At 43.1% G+C, this 21,989-nt stretch carries 18 protein-coding genes; 5 read left to right on the plus strand and 13 right to left on the minus strand.

What is annotated here, in order from left to right; translation table 11 throughout:
• Positions 1-240 precede the first annotated feature (240 nt).
• Both H6A34_RS03665 and lepA read right to left on the minus strand, forming a co-directional pair.
• Positions 241-837, minus strand: coding sequence for a Crp/Fnr family transcriptional regulator (locus H6A34_RS03665; RefSeq protein WP_021948156.1), 597 nt, complete (start codon positions 835-837; stop codon positions 241-243).
• Between the two features lie 34 nt (positions 838-871).
• Positions 872-2,653, minus strand: a complete 1,782-nt coding sequence (lepA, locus tag H6A34_RS03670) for a translation elongation factor 4 (protein ID WP_021948157.1) — start codon at positions 2,651-2,653, stop codon at positions 872-874.
• Positions 2,654-2,806: 153 nt separating this feature from the next.
• Between lepA and H6A34_RS03675 the strand changes: the two genes are divergently transcribed.
• On the plus strand, positions 2,807-3,199 hold the full coding sequence (locus H6A34_RS03675) for a hypothetical protein (RefSeq protein ID WP_021948158.1): 393 nt from the start codon (positions 2,807-2,809) through the stop codon (positions 3,197-3,199).
• A 179-nt stretch (positions 3,200-3,378) separates the two neighbouring features.
• Here the strand turns inward: H6A34_RS03675 and H6A34_RS03680 are convergent, their stop codons facing one another.
• From H6A34_RS03680 to H6A34_RS03700, 5 genes are all read right to left on the minus strand, one after another.
• Positions 3,379-3,633: a TIGR03905 family TSCPD domain-containing protein gene (locus H6A34_RS03680; protein ID WP_205103530.1), complete on the minus strand. Its 255-nt coding sequence runs from the start codon at positions 3,631-3,633 to the stop codon at positions 3,379-3,381.
• A 36-nt stretch (positions 3,634-3,669) separates the two neighbouring features.
• The gene (locus tag H6A34_RS03685) at positions 3,670-4,395 is read right to left on the minus strand and encodes a YebC/PmpR family DNA-binding transcriptional regulator (protein ID WP_205103532.1); all 726 of its coding nucleotides are present in this window, start codon (positions 4,393-4,395) and stop codon (positions 3,670-3,672) included.
• Positions 4,396-4,439: 44 nt separating this feature from the next.
• Entirely contained in the window at positions 4,440-6,902 is a 2,463-nt protein-coding gene (pheT, locus tag H6A34_RS03690) for a phenylalanine--tRNA ligase subunit beta (protein WP_205103534.1), read from the minus strand.
• Positions 6,903-7,096: 194 nt separating this feature from the next.
• On the minus strand, positions 7,097-7,864 hold the full coding sequence (locus H6A34_RS03695) for an N-acetylmuramoyl-L-alanine amidase-like domain-containing protein (RefSeq protein WP_239480743.1): 768 nt from the start codon (positions 7,862-7,864) through the stop codon (positions 7,097-7,099).
• Positions 7,865-7,966: 102 nt separating this feature from the next.
• Complete coding sequence (locus tag H6A34_RS03700) at positions 7,967-8,950, minus strand: Gfo/Idh/MocA family protein (RefSeq protein ID WP_205103536.1); 984 nt, start codon at positions 8,948-8,950, stop codon at positions 7,967-7,969.
• Positions 8,951-9,113: 163 nt separating this feature from the next.
• On the opposite strand from H6A34_RS03700, the gene H6A34_RS03705 reads away from it, so the two are divergent.
• Together H6A34_RS03705 and hisB are read left to right on the plus strand one after the other, a co-directional pair.
• Positions 9,114-10,004 carry a hypothetical protein gene (locus H6A34_RS03705; protein ID WP_205103538.1) on the plus strand — a complete coding sequence of 297 codons (891 nt, stop codon included), beginning with the start codon at positions 9,114-9,116 and terminating at the stop codon, positions 10,002-10,004.
• Positions 10,001-11,077, plus strand: a complete 1,077-nt coding sequence (gene hisB, locus H6A34_RS03710; protein WP_205103540.1) for a bifunctional histidinol-phosphatase/imidazoleglycerol-phosphate dehydratase HisB — start codon at positions 10,001-10,003, stop codon at positions 11,075-11,077. Before H6A34_RS03705 ends, hisB begins: the two co-directional genes overlap by 4 nt.
• A 646-nt stretch (positions 11,078-11,723) precedes the next feature.
• On the opposite strand, the gene H6A34_RS03715 is transcribed toward hisB, so the two are convergent.
• The 6 genes from H6A34_RS03715 to H6A34_RS03740 form a co-directional block, all read right to left on the minus strand.
• Entirely contained in the window at positions 11,724-12,344 is a 621-nt protein-coding gene (locus tag H6A34_RS03715; protein WP_205103542.1) for an ABC transporter substrate-binding protein, read from the minus strand.
• Between the two features lie 46 nt (positions 12,345-12,390).
• Entirely contained in the window at positions 12,391-13,116 is a 726-nt protein-coding gene (locus H6A34_RS03720; protein WP_021948167.1) for a DUF5932 domain-containing protein, read from the minus strand.
• Between the two features lie 67 nt (positions 13,117-13,183).
• Positions 13,184-16,720, minus strand: coding sequence for a sensor histidine kinase (locus H6A34_RS03725; RefSeq protein WP_338088586.1), 3,537 nt, complete (start codon positions 16,718-16,720; stop codon positions 13,184-13,186).
• On the minus strand, positions 16,701-17,369 hold the full coding sequence (locus tag H6A34_RS03730; protein ID WP_021948169.1) for a bifunctional 4-hydroxy-2-oxoglutarate aldolase/2-dehydro-3-deoxy-phosphogluconate aldolase: 669 nt from the start codon (positions 17,367-17,369) through the stop codon (positions 16,701-16,703). Before H6A34_RS03730 ends, H6A34_RS03725 begins: the two co-directional genes overlap by 20 nt.
• A complete protein-coding gene (locus H6A34_RS03735; RefSeq protein ID WP_205103543.1) occupies positions 17,356-17,517 on the minus strand; it encodes a DUF4177 domain-containing protein in 162 nt (53 codons plus the stop codon). The genes H6A34_RS03730 and H6A34_RS03735 overlap by 14 nt, the downstream gene beginning before the upstream one ends.
• Positions 17,518-17,527: 10 nt before the next feature.
• Positions 17,528-18,553, minus strand: a complete 1,026-nt coding sequence (locus H6A34_RS03740) for a sugar kinase (RefSeq protein ID WP_021948170.1) — start codon at positions 18,551-18,553, stop codon at positions 17,528-17,530.
• A gap of 811 nt (positions 18,554-19,364) precedes the next feature.
• On the opposite strand from H6A34_RS03740, the gene H6A34_RS03745 reads away from it, so the two are divergent.
• Positions 19,365-20,429 carry a LacI family DNA-binding transcriptional regulator gene (locus H6A34_RS03745; RefSeq protein ID WP_021947746.1) on the plus strand — a complete coding sequence of 355 codons (1,065 nt, stop codon included), beginning with the start codon at positions 19,365-19,367 and terminating at the stop codon, positions 20,427-20,429.
• Positions 20,430-20,450: 21 nt separating this feature from the next.
• A complete protein-coding gene (locus H6A34_RS03750) occupies positions 20,451-21,947 on the plus strand; it encodes a UxaA family hydrolase (protein WP_205103545.1) in 1,497 nt (498 codons plus the stop codon).
• Positions 21,948-21,989 lie beyond the last annotated feature (42 nt).

Genomic DNA, 21,989 nt, shown 5'->3' on the forward strand with positions numbered 1-21,989 from the left:
CAATCATTAAGACACTACCCTACCGAGACAAAAGTACAGACATTACCGGAATAAAGAACGGTTGTTACGTGATATATTCGCTAAATTCAAAAGGCATTGCGCATCGCCTGGGATTTGTAAATATAAAAAGGCAATTGTAAATGGTGGCACTTTACATCACGTTTGACCGCATATCAGACGATGAAAGGCCGTGTTCCATTTGATGGAACACGGCCTTTCATTTAGCGCCAAATAAAATGTTTACCCTAAAGTTATATTCGAGCGCACGCGGCTCAACGTCTCAGGGGTCATCTGCAAGTAGCTTGCAATATATACCAGCGGCGCACGCAAAGTCACTTGTGGTGAAAGTTTGCACATCTTTTGGTAACGGTCCTGAGCCGTTTCAAAACGTACAAGGTCAGCATGGATTTGTGAATTGATTAACGACTCTTCAAGTATCTTACGATATAATATCTGTATATTGACATTGTGTAAAGCCACCTCTTCAAGCCTGGCCTTAGGAAGCGCATATATCAGTACAGGCTCAAGAGCCTCTACCTGCAAGCGTGTAGGCTCTTCCTTAAACAGGCTTTCTATGCACATCACGATATTACCCTCAACGGCCATATGCTCCGTAACGTCTTTCCCTTTCTTGAAATAAAACTGGCGGATGAGTCCTTTTTCTATATAATATATATTTTTACATATTTCACCTTCACGCAAAACCATCTCGCCCTTTGCAAACTTCATCGGCACGAGCACGTTTTCCAATATATCAAGCTCGTCATGCGTCATCGTGCTGTACTTTCTTGCCAGCTCACGAGCGATGTCGCGCTTTGTTTTCAACAATTCTTTCATTACTCCTCCCTTTCTTTTAAATTCTGATTTAGCCTTAATCCAATTTCAGGACAGCCAGGAATGCCTTTTGCGGAACTTCCACGTTTCCGATCTGCTTCATTCGTTTTTTGCCCCTCTTTTGTTTTTCCAATAACTTTCGTTTACGGCTTACGTCACCACCATAACACTTTGCCGTAACATCCTTTCTTACGCACTTGACCGTCTCACGGGCAATAATCTTTGAGCCTATAGCGGCCTGGATTGCTATGTCAAACTGTTGTCTTGGTATAAGTTCCTTAAGCTTCTCACACATACGGCGACCAAGAACCACAGCGTTATCCTGGTGGGTTAATGTAGATAATGCGTCAACAGGCTCGCCGTTAAGAAGTATGTCAAGCTTCGCCAGTTTAGAAGGCCTGAAACAATCAACATAATAGTCGAACGACGCATATCCCTTAGATATGCTCTTGAGTTTGTCGTAGAAGTCTATGACAATCTCGCCCAGCGGTATCATAAAATGCAACTCTACCCTATTGCCGCTTATATATTCCTGTTTCAAGAGCTCTCCGCGCTTATCAAGACACAATTTCATTATCGGTCCGATATAGTCCGTTGCCGTAATTATTGAAGCCTTTATATATGGTTCTTCAATATGGTCTATCATCGTTGCGTCAGGCAGTCCGGACGGATTATGCACTTCCTTTACATTCCCCTGCTTATCGTAAACCATGTACGATACGTTCGGTACCGTTGTTATAACGTCCATATTGAATTCACGGTCAAGACGTTCCTGGACAATCTCCATATGCAACAAACCAAGGAATCCGCACCTGAAACCGAATCCTAAAGCAACTGATGACTCTGGCGCGAAAGTCAGCGACGCGTCATTTAATTGCAGCTTCTCGAGTGATGCGCGCAGATTCTCATAATCAACCGGATCTATAGGATAAACTCCCGCAAACACCATAGGCTTAACTTCCTGAAACCCGGATATCGCTTTGGCACAAGGGGTATCAACATGTGTAATAGTATCACCCACTTTTACTTCCTTACTATCCTTTATACCGCTGATTATGTATCCGACATCACCAGTTTTCAACGTCTTGCGGGGAATCATGTCCATCTTCAACACACCTACTTCGTCGGCAACATACTCCATTCCTGTATTAAAGAATTTCACCTTGTCCCCTTTACTAATACAGCCGTTTTCAATCTTGAAATATGCTATAATGCCCCTGAAAGAGTTGAATACCGAATCAAAAATCAATGCTTGTAAAGGAGCACTCGAGTCACCTGCCGGATGTGGTACGCGCTCAACAACAGCCGCAAGGATTTCAGGTATTCCCTCACCTGTCTTTCCCGAAGCACGGATAATCTCGCTACGGTCACATCCAAGCAGATCAACTATCTCATCCTCTACTTCATCAGGCATAGCCGAAGGCATATCGATTTTATTTATAACGGGAATTATCTCGAGATCATGTTCCAATGCCATGTAAAGATTACTTATTGTCTGCGCCTGCACACCTTGCGTTGCGTCAACGACAAGAAGCGCACCTTCACATGCTGCTATACTTCGTGAAACCTCATACGAAAAGTCAACATGTCCCGGAGTGTCAATCAAGTTCAATATATATTTTGACCCATCATGTTCATATTCCATTTGTATGGCATGGCTCTTTATCGTGATACCGCGCTCACGTTCAAGATCCATGTCGTCAAGCATTTGTCCTTCTGTTATCTGGATTGTCTTTGTATACTCCAACAAACGGTCAGCAATTGTAGATTTTCCGTGGTCGATGTGTGCTATTATACAAAAATTTCTTATCTCGTTCATCAATTCTTACTTTTTGGAACGCAAATATACAAAAAAATGTATTCCAGTCCTAAGAAATTGGTTATTTTTATGAATAAATAAAAAAAAACTACGCCTTATGACAAATATAAAAAGATATTGATTACTTTTGTATCAGTAAAACGTGAATCTAACATGAAAAAATATTTATTTTTATTGTTCAGTTTGCCTCTGTTAACGGCATGTCATGAAAGCCTTGAAGACAAAGCAGAACGTGAAGCTGACGAATTTACAAAAAAGAATTGCCCTATTGCCGTTTCCGAAAACATTGTGAACGACAGCATGAAATATGAAAAAGAAACACGTACAATACACTATTTCTACACTATCAGCGGTAAAGCCGATACAACCGCTATAAACAAACAGCAGGCAAAAGAAGAACTCATCAAAGGAGTAAAGGATGCCATGACCATAAGGACATACAAGGAACATGGTTTTAATTTTGCTTATACATACTTCTCCGCCAAGAACAAAGGACAAATACTTATTGATGTAAAAGTTACGCCAAAGGACTATAACGGCAAATAACTTCAGGCGATTGATGAAAATACAAGCCTACTGTATAATACCCACAAACCTGTACTCCTAAAGAAAACCTTTCAGAATAGACATTTCCCATTCATAAACGTGCTATGATGTTCTCATGACCCATTAAAAATAAGGGTGGAATGACAGGAGTCGTTCCACCTTTATTTCTTATCAGGACTCTATTGCCGTTCCAAATGTTCTATTGCTCTACATAGTTGGTCCGGACAACTTGTCGTCTTACTTCCACAACATATGCCATTAAGTTTGCTCTTGACTTCATCGATATTCATTCCTTTTACAAGTGAACAAATACCTTTCAGGTTTCCGTTACAACCGCCAACAAAACTTATATTGCTTATACGGTTGTCATCATCAACTTCAAGATTTATTAGCTTACTGCAAGTTCCGGAAGTTATATAAGATATTTTTTTCATTTATGACAATATCCTAAATTTCATATAAAACACGTATTATTCCGGTTTCATATTTGTATAAACACTTTGCACATCATCGTCATCCTCAAGCAAATCAACCATTTTGTCAATAGTTTCACGCTCTTCAGGTGTAACGTCTTTAAGGTCATTGGGTATACGTGTGAACTCTGCACCTGTAACTTCAAAGCCGTTTTCTTCAAGATGTTTTTGTATTTCACCGAAACTCTTTGGGTCACCATAAATGGTTATCTCGCCTGATTCTTCATCTTCATCATACTCATCATCAACCCCATAATCGATCAAATCGAGTATCATTTCATCCATATCAAGCCCGTCTTTTTTCTTGAATGTGAAAACGCATTTATGGTCAAACAGGAAAGAAAGGCTCCCCATCGTACCCAAGTTACCATTAAACTTATTGAAAATAGCACGCACATTGCCAACAGTACGGGTTGTATTATCAGTTGCCGCATCAACAAATACAGCTATTCCGTGAGGTCCGTATCCTTCATATGTTACCTCTTTATAATCACTTTGATCCTTACCCATTGCATTCTTTATAGCACGCTTTACATTCTCCAGCGGCATATTTTCACGCTTTGCATTAAGGATAATAGAACGCAAGTGAGGATTATTATCCGGATCAGGACCACCGGCTTTAACTGCTATTGCTATCTGCTTACCAATCTTTGTAAATGTCCTGGCCATGTGCCCCCACCTTTTAAGCTTTGTAGCTTTACGGTATTCAAATGCTCTTCCCATATTATGTAACTATATCTGTTATTTTACTGTTTTATTCTTCCAACTTATCTTAATTCAGCATTCAACTCTTTCTTTAGATTTGAAATGAGTTTATTCATTATGCTGTCTATCTGTTTATCTTTCAGCGTCTGATTTTCGTCCTGAAGTATGAAATTTACAGCATAGCTCTTTTTACCCTCCGGTAAATTCTTTCCTTCATATACATCGAACAATTCTACACTCTTTAGATACCTACGTTCCGTCTTATTTGCTATCCGCTCTATTTCGCTGAACTTTACACTCTTGTCAAGCAATAGGGCCAAATCACGGCTGACAGCAGGATATTTGCTTATTTCACTGAAATGTATTGTATTCTTACGGATTGCCCTGAACAATGTATTCCAGTGAATATCTGCATAATAAACAGGATTTTCTATATCAAATTTTTTCAAGATATTCCGACATATCAAACCGATTTCAGCAAAAACCTTACCAGTTCTGTCTTCCAATGTAAGCCCGTCACTGAAAATATTATTGTCACTTACTTTCGTTGTTATCGCATTATTAGCGACGCCTAAACGGCGGAACAGATTGTCGACATAAGCCTTAAGCTCATAAAAAGAAGAATCCTCATCAGCATGAGCCCAACTGCCAACGACACGTTTTCCTGTTATCCATAAGCCTATATGGGCGTCCTCTTTATAGGCGGCCATAGGATTTTCCGGATTCTTTTTCTCGGGAGAATACTTGTAGATATTACCAACTTCAAAGAATCTCAAGTTCGGATTTTTCCTATTTATATTGTAAGCAACACTTTCAAGCCCACCAAACAAAAGTGTTTCACGCATTACATTCAAGTCCGAGCTTAACGGATTCATAATACGGACAAGATTCTCGGCCGGGTAAAGATTAAAATCTGAATAGTACGCTGCTTTAGTGAGCGAATTATTGAATATCTCACTAAAACCATAACCAACCAACTGCTCAGCAATAATATTCTCTAATTTATGCTTATGGTCATCGTCTCCCTTTATTACCAGCGAGCTCTTGAGCTGTGTTGGAATTTCAACATTATTATATCCATATATACGCAAAATGTCTTCCACAACATCGCATGGGCGTTGCACATCAACCCTATATGGAGGTACACTTAGTTCCAAGCCATTCTCTTTTTCATCATCAATTTTCATATCAAGGCTTGTTACTATAGACTTTATCATATCCGCAGACAAGTCCTTGCCTATCAATGAGTTTACATACTCATACTCTAAAGAAACCTTGAAGTCTTGTATTGGCTCAGGATAAACATCTTTTATCTCCATGGATACTTTACCTCCTGCCAACTCCCTGCACATAATTGCTGCTTGTTTTAAAGCATATATAACACCGTTAGGGTCTATTCCTCTTTCAAAACGGAACGATGCGTCCGTACTTAATCCGTGACGGCGTGCACTCTTTCTAATCCAGGTAGGATGGAAATAAGCACTCTCCAAAACGACATTCCTTGTTGTTTCGTAAGTACCACTACCCTTACCACCGAATACTCCTGCTATGCACATTGCATCTTCTGCATTGCATATGGCCAAATCATGCTCTCCAAGCTTGTGTTCAATCCCGTCCAATGTTACAAACGGAGTACCTTCCGGCATGGTCTTTACCACGATACGATGTCCTGTAACCATATCCGCATCGAAACAGTGCAATGGTTGACCATATGCCATCATGATATAATTTGTTATATCAACAATGTTGTTTATCGGCCGCAAACCGATAACACGCAATTTTTCCTGCAACCATTCAGGACTTTCCTTTACCTCGCATCCTGTAATACTTACGCATGCGTAACGCTTGCATGCATCATGGTTTTCAACCGTAACATCTATCGGCATATCATTATTATCGACGCTGAAAGAATTACAATCAGGACGATGCAATGATGTTTCATACCCGTTGCGCAATAGCCAAGCATATAAATCCCGTGCTACACCCCAATGGGAGAGCGCATCTGCACGATTGGCCGTTATGTCTATCTCTATTAACCAATCACTTTCCAAATGGTAATATTCTGCCGCCGGCAAACCTATTTGCGCATCATCCGGAAGTACAATAATACCGGCATGGTCATTACCCACACCAATTTCATCTTCGGCACATATCATACCGAAACTTTCCACGCCGCGCAGTTTCGACTTCTTTATAACAAATTCCTTATCCCCGTCATAAAGGACGCAGCCCAAATCGGCTACTATCACTTTTTGCCCGGCCTTGACATTAGGAGCTCCACAAACTATTTGTGACGGAGTATCCTTGCCTAAATCTACGGTAGTAACATGCAAATGATCCGAATTCGGATGAGGCTCACAGGTTAAAACTTTTCCAACATACAGACCTTTCAATCCTCCTTTTATACTCTGCACCTCTTCCAATGCGTCAACTTCAAGGCCTATGGATGTTAAAGCGTCGCAAACCTCTTGTGGCGTAAGGTTAAAATCTACATATTCCTTAAGCCATTTATAAGATATATTCATCGCAATTTATTTTATAATGCTGTTCTTTTTAACCGACCGCAAAAGTACTAATTTTTAGTCATTCACACAAAAGTTTATGACAAAAAACCACAAGTTACAGTATTGTACAAAGATTAACGCATAAAGTTACAGTATCACAAATAGCGCAACTGACAGTATTTGTAATTGTTAAATATATTCCTACAATAGTAGTCTTATTCTGTTAGTCTGACGATTCTCGCCCCTGTCATTGTGCGTTGTTTCTGCAAATATGCATATAATGTCATTGTTTCTTCAACTACTTTATGTCTCAAGCTCGACGCATTTATAAGATGGAGTCCGTCTTTATGCCATACAGCAAAACCGATATGCTGAATGTCTAATCCCTTTAACGATGTGGTCAAAGCAATGATATCCCCGTCTTTTACCGTTTTACGAAGGAGAGCCGTATTGGTTATTCCACCTTTCGGAATATACCTATATGACTTCTTGTTAATTAAATTCTCCATTTTTGCGATCTCGGGCAAATATCCGGGATTTTCCTTCAACATCTTATACTTTCCAGGGTTGGATGACATGTAATATACATTGACATCCTGAACTGAAGAAAAAGGAGGGTCTGGACTTTGTATCTCGGCACATATGCCTTTCGATGTGTTGTCTTCTATCCACTCCGTAAAATAATGCAACCTTCTCGTATAATGCGGCATTTCTCCACCACGATAACGTATTTTACACAAATTATCGCAAAACGCCTTAAATGTAAACTTCCCTTGCTTCACACATAAATTCAATGCCACAACATTCTCAACGAATGTCGTACAGTCAAGTTGCCGTAAATTAACGACCAGCTTCTCTGTCTTATTTACCTCCAACGTATGTGCCACATATGGAATACCCAACAACTTCCGTGCAAAGAAAATAATAAAGTTGGTATTGCCGTTTTGCCGGCGCGCATCAGTAAGCAGGTTTATTACACGCAAACTGTCAGACTTCTCGTACTGTACGTCATAAGCATGACATAAACATGGCAGCAAAATCAACGCAATTATGAAACAGACTTTCTTCACAACAATAGTGATATCTTAAAATTTCCCCAATATTCTGTCGAGCACCCAATTTACAGGCGTCGCCGAAACACTTGTACATGAACATGCCCCAAAGCCCTGCAAATCTTCAATGACGGCTGTTATTATAGGCAATTGTACATAAGGAGGATTAGGTACTGTTATACTTGTTGTACCTTCACTCGTCACTAACTGGATTGGGTCGTAATTATATACAGAGAAGCACAACATTCCCTTATCACCGATAACCTCGATTCTGTCCTCTTTGGCTGACTTATGCCCAACAAAGCACCACGAGCCACTTCCGGGTAACCCACTCTCGAAACGAAAGCATGCACTAACACTATCTTCAGCCGAATACAATCCTGCACGATTGGCACACATACCTTCAGCCTCGGTTATAACGCCGAACAAATCCTGTAACAAATCCAACTGATGGGGAGCCAAATCATAAAAATACCCTCCGCCTGCAATGTCCGGCTGTAGACGCCACGGTAAAGAGCCTCCCGAGGAATAATCCAAATCACGCGGCGGACACGAGAACCGAATCTGAACATTCATAATGTCCCCTATACCACCTTGCCGTATTATTTCCTTCACTTTCCTAAAATAAGGTAGATACCTTCTGTAATAGGCAACAAAGCACGGAACTCCGGTCTGTTCACTTATGCGGTTGATTCTCGCACAATCGTCATAGCTCGCCGCCAAAGGCTTCTCTACATATACAGGCTTTCCTGCCCTCATTGCCATTATTGCAAACGTTGCATGGCTTGACGGCGGCGTAGCTATGTATATAGCATTGACATCCGGGTCGTCAATCAATTCTTGAGCATCGGTATACCATTTGCTTATATGATGCCGTTCGGCATAAGAGCGTGCCTTCTTTTCGCTACGGCTCATCACGGCAATCACTTCAGAACCTTCAACTTCATTGAATGCCGGACCGGATTTCTTTTCAGTCACCTCCCCACAACCAATGAATCCCCACTTCAACAATTTCATAAATGTGTTCGGATTTTATATTAAACGTCAATCATGCCGCGCCATCCATACGCCATGACAAGTATTAATGTTTTGCAAAGTTAGCATTTTTTATTGACATCATGGTACCATCTTACCAGGAATATTATTACTTTTGCATTATATTATAATAATATCAAGAAAAATGAACAATCTAAAACAAGCCGCGTTAGACAAGAGCCGCAGTTATATTTCATGTCTTTCGGAGGCCCACAGAATGCTTTTCGACAACATCAGGCAGATTTTCAGCAAAACCTGGATATTTGTTCTTGCGCTTTCCATTTTATCTGCCACGTATTTCTCAATCCATATCCATGCAATGCTGTACGGCACGAACACAGCCCTGACAACAGGGATATGCATAACGGCCGTGGCAACATTGTGTGCCCAAGTTGTTTACTTGGCACGGGTAATGTTCTTGATTAACGGCAGACCGATGATATGGAACATCAAAAGATGTACCAATATTACCGCTTGTTATATTGGCTTTTGCTTTATCCTCACCCTCATTTACGCCGCGATAACCTACGGAATCGTTCTGTCCAAGGGAAGTGTTACGCTTGCCGAACTATTGCCAGTGTTCTATATCTTCGGAGGCGTATCGTTTGTAATAATGCTCATCATGTTGCCTTTCATATACGTTGGGCTGAAATACATCATGGAGCCGGACAGTAAACTCAGGAAAATTATTACCAAGTCATATGTTACGGGCTTACGTTACTGGGGCTTCATATTCATAGCTTTATTACTTGCTACACTGTGTACTTCCATATGTGGCGCGTTGGTGTCCATCCCTACATTAATCGTTATGGCAGCCAACGCACTTTCCGTATTTGGCGTCAACTATCTCGGCGACCCTACAGGATTACCGCCTTACTTTACGGTAATTCAATTTACTGTCATTACATTTTCATCATTTATATGCTTGTATATCAATATTTTCGCAATATTCGTTTGCTATTTCCTTTATGGCAGCATTGAAACTAAGGAGAAGGAGAAAAAGGAATACGAAAAGAATAAAAACGTAAAAGAATGAAACCACAACGCATATTGTTTATCGACCGCGACGGAACGCTTGTAGAAGAGCCGCATGACGAACAGGTTGACTCGTTCGACAAACTTAAATTCACAAAAGGAGTTTTCAAGAATCTTGGATTCATACGTTCGAACCTTGACTTCCGTTTCGTTATGGTAAGCAATCAAGACGGTCTTGGAACCGAGTCTTTTCCAGAAGAAACATTCTGGCCGGTACACAATTTTATATTGCAGACTCTTGCCGGCGAAGGAATCACGTTCGACGACATACTGATAGACCGCCATTTCCCAGAGGACAACCATCCATGCAGAAAACCGGGAACAGGCATGCTAACCGAATATATCAATAACCCACAATACGACATTCCCGGAAGCTATGTCATAGGCGACCGTGACACTGACAGGCAACTTGCTGACAACCTGGGGTGTAAAGCCCTTATTTTAGGACAAGACAACATGTCTTGGGATAAAGTTTCAGAAATACTTTTTGCCGGCGAACGCACGGCAGAGATAAGACGGACGACAAAAGAAACGGACATATACATATCCTTAAATATCGACGGAACGGGCAAAAGCGACATTTCCACCGGTATAGGATTCTTTGACCACATGCTGGAACAAATTAGCAGGCACGGGATGATGGACTTAACCGTTAATACAAACGGTGACCTGCATGTGGACGAGCACCACACTATAGAAGACACCGCCCTTGCATTGGGTGAATGCATATTGAAAGCATTAGGGAACAAACGTGGTATCGAACGCTATGGTTATTGCCTGCCTATGGACGACAGTCTTTGCCAAGTAGCCCTTGACTTCGGCGGAAGGCCATGGCTGGTATGGGAGGCGGAGTTCAAACGCGAGAGGATAGGAGAAATGCCTACTGAGATGTTCTATCATTTTTTCAAGAGCTTAAGCGACGCCGCACGGATGAACTTAAACATCAAGGCAGAAGGAGTCAATGAACACCACAAGATTGAAGGTATATTCAAAGCGCTGGCAAGAGCGCTGCGCATGGCCGTAAAACGTGACATCTATCATTTTGAATTGCCGTCAACCAAAGGCCTGCTATAGCCCTTTGTACATCAGACAATATAACAGGTTAATAACAAAAGCAGGAGTGTCATAATGAAGAAATCAGCGCCCCAAAAGTTTTTTGTCTAACTTTTGGGGCGCAATGTGCCGGACGTGACGACATTGTCAGGGGCGCACGTTTTGTTAATTTGCACCGCAAAGCATTGCCGCCGTTATGACAGATTGTAAACGTAAACGTGTGTTTGCACGTCATTTGTCTATACATGTTTTTCGGGCAAAAGTGATGAAATAGGTTGCCGATAGTGGCGCCGGCAATGTTCAATGCTGCGTTTTACCGTCGACAAGTAGACGAAAGGTCGTGTTTTGTGTCATGATATGCCATGTTTTATTATGAAAAAGACCGTCTTTTCAGTACGATATGACGGCTTTTACGCACCGAAAAGACGGCCTTCGAAGGGCAAAAAGTCGGTATTTACGCCTTTTCCTTGCCACATTTATTGCACATTTTTACTGTTAAAGTCATAACATATTGCCGTACAGAGAGTTGCGCTTGCACGCCGTAGAAAGGCATATTTGCGGCCAAACGCCTTTCCGACTGGAAATAACGCCGCCACGGAACGTCAACACAAATCAGTTTGTAAGCTAACAGAGTGTTTGCCTTACATAATGAAAATATACCAGCCTCTCAGCCTACGGCAAACACAAACACGACCAAATAATACAATTGTACCGCCAAGACATATACCGGCATGAACGGAGCGAACATGACAACCCCGGAATACAGGCTTCTGAATATATCGCCGACATGCGCCAGCCCGCCGCTTGCCATGCCGTATATGATTGAAAGGACTGTTATAGAGAATGTTATTATAGGTACAAGCGCTGAACTGAACGCGCTCGGGAATAGCCCTCCTGACACTCCTAAAAGTACGGCATGCGGTACAAAGGCAAGCATAACAACAACAAAAACCATCACGCATGCCACGACAGCAACCGTATATACGGCATGCCGACAACGATAGGCCAACCGCTCTCCGCGCCAAAGCGAGCATAACGCATCCTTTAATCCGCTATGCGAATAAGTACCGTATGCCATGAAACCGAGCAACAGCCAAACGAGCAAAGGACACGACATATTATCCACAAAGCTCCCGAAGTACCACCTTACGCCCTCGCCACTCAATACAGACCTTAATTCGGCATACGGCCATACGGACGCAACTATCCAAGAAAAAAGCACCAACGCCGCCTGGAGCACGACCAAGACTATAACAGACCACGGTAAAACCTTACGCTTTAAGTTCATCCGAATACTATCAAAAAACATTCATGAACAAATCCATCATATCATCTTAATTCTCGTCAGGACGTAGATTGTCCGCATCTAACACGTGCAATTCAATGGCGCGTGTAACAAGACGTGTGGCATTCACTCCCACTCCGCCGTTTCCGTCGGGAAACAACTTACGTACAAGTTCGTTTTGACGTTTCTCAAGACTCTTAACCCCGAAAGGCATACCACGCAAACCCGTTATCTGCTCTTTTGTATATCCCAACGCCAGATGGCGTAAAAAACGTTCGTCGTATTCGTCAATCTCATAGTTGACCAATGCCTCTTGCCTCAAGATACGGCTATTGACGCTATGCTTGAAGCATTTAATTATTTTATCAAGTATAGGCTTATTGAACACGAGTTTGCGGCCTTCCATGACTTCGGATATATCACTTCTCGTCAACAACTCACCGGTTTTAAGAATTATGCCGTTGCATCCGGCGTCCAATGCATCAACCCATAATTTCTCATTCAATATTTCACCAGTAAATATCAGTACCTTTATTAACGGATACATCTCCTTAGTCTGGCGACATATCTCCACTCCTACAGTTGTCGAGCCTCCCAGGCCTAAATCCAACAACACAAGGTCCGGCTGCCGTTGCTTTATCAAACGCCAATATTCCACCTCGTTGGCAGCCGTACCTATTACTTCGGCTTCAGGCACGTCATTTCTCAATATTCCCTCCGTACCTTTCAATTCCAAGGGGACATCCTCAACTATTATAACACTGAACTTATCCATAATCAAAATAATTTATATGCTTTATATAATCTCCGGAACATACCAAAGGCTGCCCCTGACACCATTTTCACTTATCTTGTAAAATATATTTTCCGTCACCGGCAAGAGTCACCTTGACCGTAACAGCTCCATCATCATCCGCTACTACGTCTATTCCACAACCATGAAGATTTGTCTGTTCAGCGTTCTCACGAACGATCTGCCTGCATATCAGGAATGGTATATTAGCCGTAGAAGGTGTGAACAGATCTACATTTTGCCTATCCTCAATCTTCATGTTACGGCATACCAAATTAACAACAACATATCTTTCCATGACAAAATCTACCGAGACATCAGAAGCTTCATATCCACATTGCTTCTTCAAGATATCAAACAGGTATGTAAGTAAAGTCCTGTCGCCCAACACATTGCATTCCACTCCCAATATTCCCTCCATTGATACGGGCCTGCATTCGAACTTTACATTCTCTATCTGCCGCCTGATTTGCTCACATAGGATAGAATAAAGTTCCTTATAATACTTGGCCACTTCACATATTGCGTCAATGTTGCCCTCTGTGTCATCAACCAGCTGGCGTATACGCGAAGGGTAATACATCGTCTCATGCTTAAGCGTGCTTAAACTGTTATCAATGACATTGTTACTTATATATAATTTCTCGATTTCATATTTTATCCTGTGCAAATCGTCTTCGGCATATTCAATGTCGAGCGATTTCACCCTGTCTGTATCAATGGACCGCGCTAACGCAGCTTGTATCTTCAGTATTATGTTTTTCAATACGTCGGGATATTTTCTTACATCTACGTCATTTATTAAGCCTGCTTTTTCCTCATTACTTATATCGGAAAGCAATATCTTGTTGATGTTTTTTATATTCTCGACACAAAAACGGAAGTACAACACATAACGATAATACAAGAAATAATAAGCCGCAATTATCGCAACAAACAATATTATAAGTATGATAATCGCTATTGTCTTATTCGTCTTTGATTCCTGCATAGCTACGCAATAGTCAGACAAGCCATTGTCTGCCGAACGGGCTTTAAACAGTTGGGTATAAATCTTGTTGTTATACACATATAGTCCCCACTTATGTAAAGCAAGAGCTGCCACCGCGCTTTCGTTACGCATGTCCTGTATAACATCATAATCGGTCTTGACGTTATTATGAAACCATATAAGTTCAGCTGGAACTCCGTTAAAACTTTCATCCCCGGAAATATAATATTTCCCCTCGGGATACAAAAGTTTGTAATTCTTATTAAGATAATATATAACTGAATCGGCAAACTCAAGTGTCCGTAAATAAGTACCGCTCACATTGCTATAATATGCCGAGTCTGCATATATGTCGGCTGAATCCAGAAAACATGCACTCATTTCGTCTACCCTATCTGCCATATTGCCAACTGTGTTACGGGAAAAAGCATATTGCCCGTATAATACGGTACAAATTAACAATATAACATTCCTGATTACGCCGAACGGAAGACGAAAATAAAACCTGCTACCTTTACCCTTTTCACTTTCAGCAAATAATCCGCATACGCGGAATATATTGCTGATTTTTTTATATTTCTCGATAATACCTTTACAGTTCATCAGCCCGAAACCATGCCCGTTATAAATCTTATGTTCGAATATCCCTGACAATTCCTTTTCCGATAATCCTGTTCCTGTGTCACTTACAGATATCTCCACATAGTTTTCCGTCTTAACGGCATATACTTTAACCGCTCCTCCAACAGGGGTGAACTTACGGGCATTGTCAGCAAGAGTGTTCAACATGAAGAGTGTTAAGATTTTATCCGCTTTAACTACCGCGTCCAATGGAATAACCTCAAGACTGACACCCTTCAGCCTGAACGACATGCCGGATTTCGATAAAATATCGAACACCTCGTTTATGTTAAAACTTTCAATATGCAAGCTAAGCTGGCCCTGCTGTAGCTGAATCCAATATGTAAGAACGTCATTATATTCGTTGATTTTATCCGTCAGTTCAGCCATATACGCCTTACGTTCTTCATATATGCCCTTATTACCTGATTGCTCCTTTAATTTTCCTGCCTCATTGATTATTCTATCTATATACGGAATAACGTTATTTACGAGAAACACTTTTGCCTTGTTATCCAAAGCCCTTCTTTTGTCACGTTCAAGACTCAGCCTACTCAAAGACAACTCTTCATTTATTGTCTCATACTTGTCATTAAGCTCATCCTCCCTTAGTTCTTCGTGTTCCTCCCACGTCCTCAATGGCACTAGCAATTTATCTATATACGCCTGGTTATTCTTCTTTTTTCCTAATTTGTCAAATACATAAAGAAGAGCTATAACGACGGCCATCAACAAAAGAATGACAACAATCAGTGCATTTAGTTGCACGGAAATACGGTTTAGTTGTTCTGCACGTGCCTCCAACTGCCGGTCCTGCCGCGTTTCTTCTTGAATGTCCAGATACTCATTGCGATTCAAATCGCTGTTGTTTTTATCGTCCATGGCCGAATAGACCATGCTTAAACATTCCCTGATACTGGCCACAAGATCCGGAGCCTGCTCTACCGCAGGATTGCCATTCAGCGCATTCTCGAGACATATCAACGACGATGAATAATCTCCAATCGCCCAATAACAAAACGAAAGGGTACGATACGCGCCTACAATCTGGTAAACATCCCCATAATCAGAAAACAACCGCAACGCCTTTTGGGCCAAATAACCTGCCAAAAGACTGTCCGGCATATTATCATCATTAATGTAAGTAAACGCCGCACGGTTTTCCGCGATCAGCTGTCGGCGGGTTTTCCCTGACAGTAAATGCTCACTTATCGACTGCAATGAGTTCGCCTGCCAATAAGTATAGCCATAGTTTTTCGCCAATATATAACACTGGAACAAATACTCAAGTTCTTTTTGCGAAGTGGCAATATGTGATTTTTCGTCTATAATGCCACCACTTCCAACCTGGTATAAATAATTAAGGTATTGCGCCGTATCCTTCTGGATGTCGCCGGATGGGTCAATTTCCTTTAGAGACTCTTTAGTCTGGCGGGTAAGGCCGACATAATAATAATAGGTAGAGCAAATTATTGAATATTCAGTCCTGGCATAAATCAACCTGTCAAGCATGCGCTCCGGCAAGACAGATATTTCTTCGTCAATTCGCTTTAAGCGATTTGAGGCCCGTTCCTTGTATTCGTAAAAATCCTTGTTACGTGACATACGTTGGCACAAGCGCATATATTGTATGTCCGCAACCAAGAGTTCTATTTGGTTGTCCGTTGATTCAACAACCAGACCAAGAAGGCTGTCGGCTTTTGCGTACTCCATTCTCGCCATGCTGACAAAAGCCAAGTTATTATACGCTTCCGCCTTTCCGGCTGGGTAACCGTCGCACATGGCCAATGCACTATCCGCATAAATCTTTACAGAATCAAGACTACGGTAATGATAAGCGTAAGACAAAGAATTAAGTACGTCAACTCTTCCGTCTTTTGAAGAAGTACAAGCTGACAAAAATAAAAGGCCCAATATGCCGACAAGCAATATTGAGCCTTTATAATAATATCTATTATCCGCGTGCCTTCGCAATGTAAGCCAAAGCCTCCTTGCACTTGTCGGTTATTGCCTGCCAGTTGCCTGCGGCTACAACATCCTTCGGGAAGAGCTTAGAGCCCATGCCCACGCAGAACACTCCGGCCTTGAACCATGACGTAAGGTTCTCCTCGTCGGGAGAAACGCCACCGGTCACCATCAGCTTAGACCATGGCATAGGAGCCAAAAGGCCCTTAACCAACTTAGGTCCGAGCACGTCACCGGGGAACACCTTGCACAGGTCACACCCCTTCTCCTGGGCGAAACCTATTTCGGATACGCTTCCGCAACCAGGGGTATAAGGGATAAGGCGACGGTTGCAAACCGTAGCTATCTCCGGATTGTACAACGGGCCAACAACGAAATTAGCCCCAAGCTGGATATAAAGCGCAGCCGTAGCAGGATCGACAACCGAACCTACGCCCAAGGCAAGCTCCGGACATTCCTTAGCGGCATACTTTACAACCTCTCCGAATACCTCGTGAGCGAAGTCGCCACGATTGGTGAACTCAAACGCACGCACACCACCGTCATAACATGCCTTGATTACTTTCTTTGCTACCTCTACGTCCTTATGGTAAAAGACAGGTACCATACCGGTTGCGCCCATCTTGCCCAACACGGCGATTTTATCAAATTTTGCCATTTTCTTCTTTTTCTCTTTTAAATATTAAGTAAAGTCCCAGACAATAGGAGCATACAAGTTCCCAACCTTCCTCTCCCAACTCGTTCAGGGCTTTCTGCTCATCTTTAAAACAAAATGATACTACCTTATATTCAAAACGTCTGCCCATACGGATTGAATTAACGCTGAACACGGCCTGAAGCGTCGCCACCTGCAAGGTTCTCAACCTCGTCTGCCGACATAAGGTTGAAGTCGCCGGGGATAGTGTGCTTCAATGCCGAAGCCGCAACGGCAAACTCAAGAGCCTTACCCTGGTTGTCGGGATATGTCAGCAAGCCGTGGATAAGTCCGCCCGCGAACGAGTCGCCTCCACCAACACGGTCGATGATCGGCATGATGTCATAATGCTTGCTCTGGTAGAACTCCTTGCCGTTGTAGATAAGAGCTTTCCATCCGTTGTGGCTTGCGGAAAGCGACTCACGCAAAGTTGATACGACATACTTGAAGCCGAAAGTCTCCATCATGCCCTTGAATATGCCGTAATATCCCTCTGCGTCTGTCTTGCCGCCCTCTACGTCAGCGTCAGGCTTGAAGCCAAGGCAAAGCTGCGCGTCCTCCTCATTGCCTATACAGACGTCAACATATTTCATGAGGGGCTTCATGATGCTCTGTGCCTTCTCCGAGGTCCACAGTTTCTTACGGAAGTTAAGGTCAACGCTTACAGTAACTCCATGACGCTTTGCGGCCTCGCAAGCAAGACGTGTCAATTCGGCAGCCTTGTCGCTGATAGCGGGCGTAATGCCGCTCCAGTGGAACCACTGTGCGCCTTCCATAATCTTGTCGAAATCAAAGTCTGAAGGATCAGCCTCTGCTATTGAGCTGTGGGCACGGTCGTAAATAACCTTAGACGGGCGCATGCTCGCTCCGCTCTCAAGATAATAGATTCCGACACGGTCGCCGCCACGGGCGATGAACTGCGTGTTGACACCGTAACGGCGAAGCGCGTTCACGGCGCACTGTCCTATTTCGTGCTTTGGCAATTTGGTTACGAAATATGCGTCGTGGCCATAATTTGCAACGCTGACCGCCACGTTAGCTTCGCCACCGCCATATACAACATCGAAAGAATCGCTCTGGACAAATCTTTTCTGACCCGGAGAAGAAAGGCGAAGCATTATTTCGCCTAATGTAACTACTTTAGCCATTTTCTTTAATTTTAATTTTTTGAATGTTTATAGATTCGTTTTTTCGTTACAAAAATACTATTTAAATTATAACCAGACAAATAAAAGGACAAAAAATAAAGCTTTTTCAGAAAAATATTCCTGTATTTTCAGCATTCCGATAGCGTCAGCCATTTCCCTCTCCTGTTTATTGTTGTGTAAGCGAACCACCCCCGACGGCAAGCGCAAAGGTACGCATTATCACCCGCACCGCCAAAAAAAGCGTGCGGCTAAGGCGTTAAAAAAATTCACAATCGAATCGGATGGGCGTTTTTGTAATTGTAAGTGTAAGCGGTACGGACGGCCCGTCGTGGATTTAAGGCCAAGCCGTAGGGCAATTATGGATTACAATTACAATTACAGTTAGCCCCATGCGTGAACGCAAATATGGCAAAAGAAAAATTATATTATATATATAAATATATATTTATATATATAATATAAACCCTAAAATACCACTTGCTTACACTTACCCCTACCCCAAACTGTAATTGTAATTGTAATTGCCGTACGCCCCCTGCGCCGCAAGAGCCATCGATACGCCCCCGCATAGGCCACGTATGGCCCCGTAAAGGCGGCACCCTCGAGACAAGGATGTCCCGTCCCTCCCCGTGGCGGGGCGGAAAGAAGGCGAAAGGGACGGGGCGGACGGGCAGCCGGGGCTAATGTGTTAAAACGGGCAAAACGCGATTGTTTTGGCTAAAAAACTGCACGTGTTTTTCGCACAATTCATTTTTTATATGTATTTTTGCCGAAAATATCAGCGTTTGTTCCGTAAAGGCAGGCAGACATCATGAATGAAAAAATCAGAATAAAGGATATAGCCGAAAAGTCGGGAGTATCGGTCGGGACGGTAGACAGGGTGCTCCACAACCGTCCCAACGTGTCGAAAGCCGCTCGCGAGAAAGTCGAGTCGGTACTGAAAAACATCAACTACCAGCCGAACATGTACGCAAGCGCGCTTGCCTACAACAAGTCATACGTCTTTTATTGCATCATCCCCAAACACGAATCGGAGGCTTACTGGGAAGAAATAGAGGAAGGAGCGCAACGTGCATGCGAAGCACGACGCGACTTCCATGTAGACGTGAAAATGATGTATTACAGGAGGTTCGACTCCGACACGTTCGTAAAAAAATGCAAGGAATGCCTTAACGCTAACCCGAATGGCGTAATAGTAGTGCCGAGCGAACTCGAGATCACCAAGAAATTCACTGACAAGCTGCATGAACGCAACATCCCTTTCATCCTTCTCGATTCGTACATGCCCGACCTTAAGCCCCTTTCCTTTTACGGGCAGGACTCATTCTGTAGCGGGTATTTCGCGGCAAAAATGCTGATGCTCATAGCTTCCGGGGAAAAAGAGATAATGCTTATGAAGCAGACAAAAAACGGGAAAGTGGCGAGCAAGCAGCAGGAGAACCGCGAAGTAGGCTTCAGGCATTACATGCAAGACCATTTTCCAAAAGTAAAAATACTGGAACTGGACTTACCGCTTGACGGGGACAAGGAACGGTACGATGAAATACTTGAAGAGTTTTTCGTCAGCCACCCACACATACACCACTGCATAACCTTGTGCTCAAAAGGACACATAGTAGGCGAATTCCTGCTCAAGACAAACAGGCGCGACATACAGATTATGGGATATGACATGGTTGAGCGCAACGCCAAATGCCTGCGCCTTGGCTCAATATCATTCCTTATTGCGCAACATGGCTTTATGCAAGGTTACAATTGCGTCGACACATTATTCAAGGCCATCGTGCTGAAAAAGAAAGTAGACCCGGTAAACTACATGCCTATAGAACTGCTGTCGAAAGAGAATATCGACTTTTACAGAAGAACTCAATTATAAACAATTAAAACAAATCATTTTATGGAACAAGTTTCTTTTATCAAGATTAACAAGGCCGACACCGTTGTCGTATGCCTAAGGAACTACCAAAAGGGCGAGACCATCAACGTTGACGGCAAGGCCGTCACGGTCATGCAGGACACACCTGCCGGCCACAAAATCCTGATACACGATACTCCGGAAGGAGAAAACATAATAAAATACGGATATCCCATAGGGCACGCCAAGGAAAATCTCAAGGCAGGACAATGGGTCAACGAGAACAACCTGAAAACAAATCTCGCAGGAACTCTAAGCTACGAATACAATCCTGTAAATGAGGAACTTGACATCCCGACAGAGAACATTACCTTTAAAGGCTACAAGCGCAATAACGGCGAAGTAGGAATAAGGAACGAGGTATGGATTGTCCCGACCGTAGGCTGCGTCAACGGCATTGCCGAGAAACTGGCAAATATGCTTGCCGAAGAAACAGAACTCGAAGGCATAGACGCCGTGCATGCCTGGCACCACAATTACGGTTGTTCGCAACTCAGTGACGACCATGAGAACACAAGAAAGATATTACGCGACATTGTGCTCCATCCTAATGCCGGCGCGGTACTCGTATTAAGCCTTGGTTGCGAGAACAACCAGCCTGACCAGTTTGAAAAACTCCTCGGCGACTACGACAAGGACAGAATAAAATTCCTTGTTGTGCAGAAAGTACAAGGCGACGAAATAAACGAAGGAATGAAGATTCTCCGCTCGCTTTACGGCATCGCGAAGAACGATAAACGTACCGACTGCCCCCTGAACGAGTTGCGTGTCGGCCTAAAGTGTGGCGGTAGCGACGGCTTCAGCGGTATCACGGCGAACCCGCTTGTCGGAGAATTCTCGGATTTCCTCGTGGCACAAGGCGGAACATCAATCCTTACGGAAGTTCCCGAAATGTTCGGAGCCGAGACAATCCTGATGAATAGGTGCAAGAACGAAGACCTGTTCAACCAGACAGTCAAGCTGGTCAACGACTTCAAGGAATACTTCCTAAGCCATGGCGAGCCCGTAGGCGAAAACCCGTCACCGGGCAACAAGGCCGGCGGAATATCCACACTTGAAGACAAGGCTCTCGGGTGTACCCAGAAATGCGGCCGTGCCCCCGTTTGCGGAGTGCTTGGCTACGGCGACCGTCTACGGACAAAGGGCCTAAACTTATTATCCGCCCCGGGCAACGACCTTGTCGCGTCTACAGCTTTAGCGGCGGCGGGTTGCCAGATCGTATTGTTCACGACCGGACGTGGAACACCGTTCGGAACGTTCATCCCGACAATGAAAATATCAACGAACACCAACCTGTATAAAAACAAGCCCAACTGGATAGACTTCAATGCCGGAGAACTTGTTGACGGTACGGAAATGCATTCGTTGCTCCGCAAGTTTATCGACAAAATCATTTCCGTTGCCAATGGAGAACAGACTTGCAACGAAAAGAACGGATACAGGGAAATATCCATATTCAAGAATGGCGTGACATTGTAAAATAAGCAACAATCAAAGAACGGACGGCAATGCAATAGGAAC

It is taken from the genome of Marseilla massiliensis (assembly GCF_016899855.1).
In the GTDB taxonomy this organism is placed as follows: Bacteria; Bacteroidota; Bacteroidia; order Bacteroidales; family Bacteroidaceae; genus Prevotella.

Excerpts from the sequence above, each read along its gene's own strand:
- H6A34_RS03665 (WP_021948156.1), bottom strand. The coding sequence starts at position 837 with ATGAAAGAATTGTTGAAAACAAAGCGCGACATCGCTCGTGAGCTGGCA.
- lepA (WP_021948157.1), bottom strand. The coding sequence starts at position 2,653 with ATGAACGAGATAAGAAATTTTTGTATAATAGCACACATCGACCACGGA.
- H6A34_RS03675 (WP_021948158.1), top strand. The coding sequence starts at position 2,807 with ATGAAAAAATATTTATTTTTATTGTTCAGTTTGCCTCTGTTAACGGCA.
- H6A34_RS03680 (WP_205103530.1), bottom strand. The coding sequence starts at position 3,633 with ATGAAAAAAATATCTTATATAACTTCCGGAACTTGCAGTAAGCTAATA.
- H6A34_RS03685 (WP_205103532.1), bottom strand. The coding sequence starts at position 4,395 with ATGGGAAGAGCATTTGAATACCGTAAAGCTACAAAGCTTAAAAGGTGG.
- pheT (WP_205103534.1), bottom strand. The coding sequence starts at position 6,902 with ATGAATATATCTTATAAATGGCTTAAGGAATATGTAGATTTTAACCTT.
- H6A34_RS03700 (WP_205103536.1), bottom strand. The coding sequence starts at position 8,950 with ATGAAATTGTTGAAGTGGGGATTCATTGGTTGTGGGGAGGTGACTGAA.
- H6A34_RS03705 (WP_205103538.1), top strand. The coding sequence starts at position 9,114 with ATGAACAATCTAAAACAAGCCGCGTTAGACAAGAGCCGCAGTTATATT.
- hisB (WP_205103540.1), top strand. The coding sequence starts at position 10,001 with ATGAAACCACAACGCATATTGTTTATCGACCGCGACGGAACGCTTGTA.
- H6A34_RS03715 (WP_205103542.1), bottom strand. The coding sequence starts at position 12,344 with ATGAACTTAAAGCGTAAGGTTTTACCGTGGTCTGTTATAGTCTTGGTC.
- H6A34_RS03720 (WP_021948167.1), bottom strand. The coding sequence starts at position 13,116 with ATGGATAAGTTCAGTGTTATAATAGTTGAGGATGTCCCCTTGGAATTG.
- H6A34_RS03730 (WP_021948169.1), bottom strand. The coding sequence starts at position 17,369 with ATGGCAAAATTTGATAAAATCGCCGTGTTGGGCAAGATGGGCGCAACC.
- H6A34_RS03735 (WP_205103543.1), bottom strand. The coding sequence starts at position 17,517 with ATGGGCAGACGTTTTGAATATAAGGTAGTATCATTTTGTTTTAAAGAT.
- H6A34_RS03740 (WP_021948170.1), bottom strand. The coding sequence starts at position 18,553 with ATGGCTAAAGTAGTTACATTAGGCGAAATAATGCTTCGCCTTTCTTCT.
- H6A34_RS03745 (WP_021947746.1), top strand. The coding sequence starts at position 19,365 with ATGAATGAAAAAATCAGAATAAAGGATATAGCCGAAAAGTCGGGAGTA.
- H6A34_RS03750 (WP_205103545.1), top strand. The coding sequence starts at position 20,451 with ATGGAACAAGTTTCTTTTATCAAGATTAACAAGGCCGACACCGTTGTC.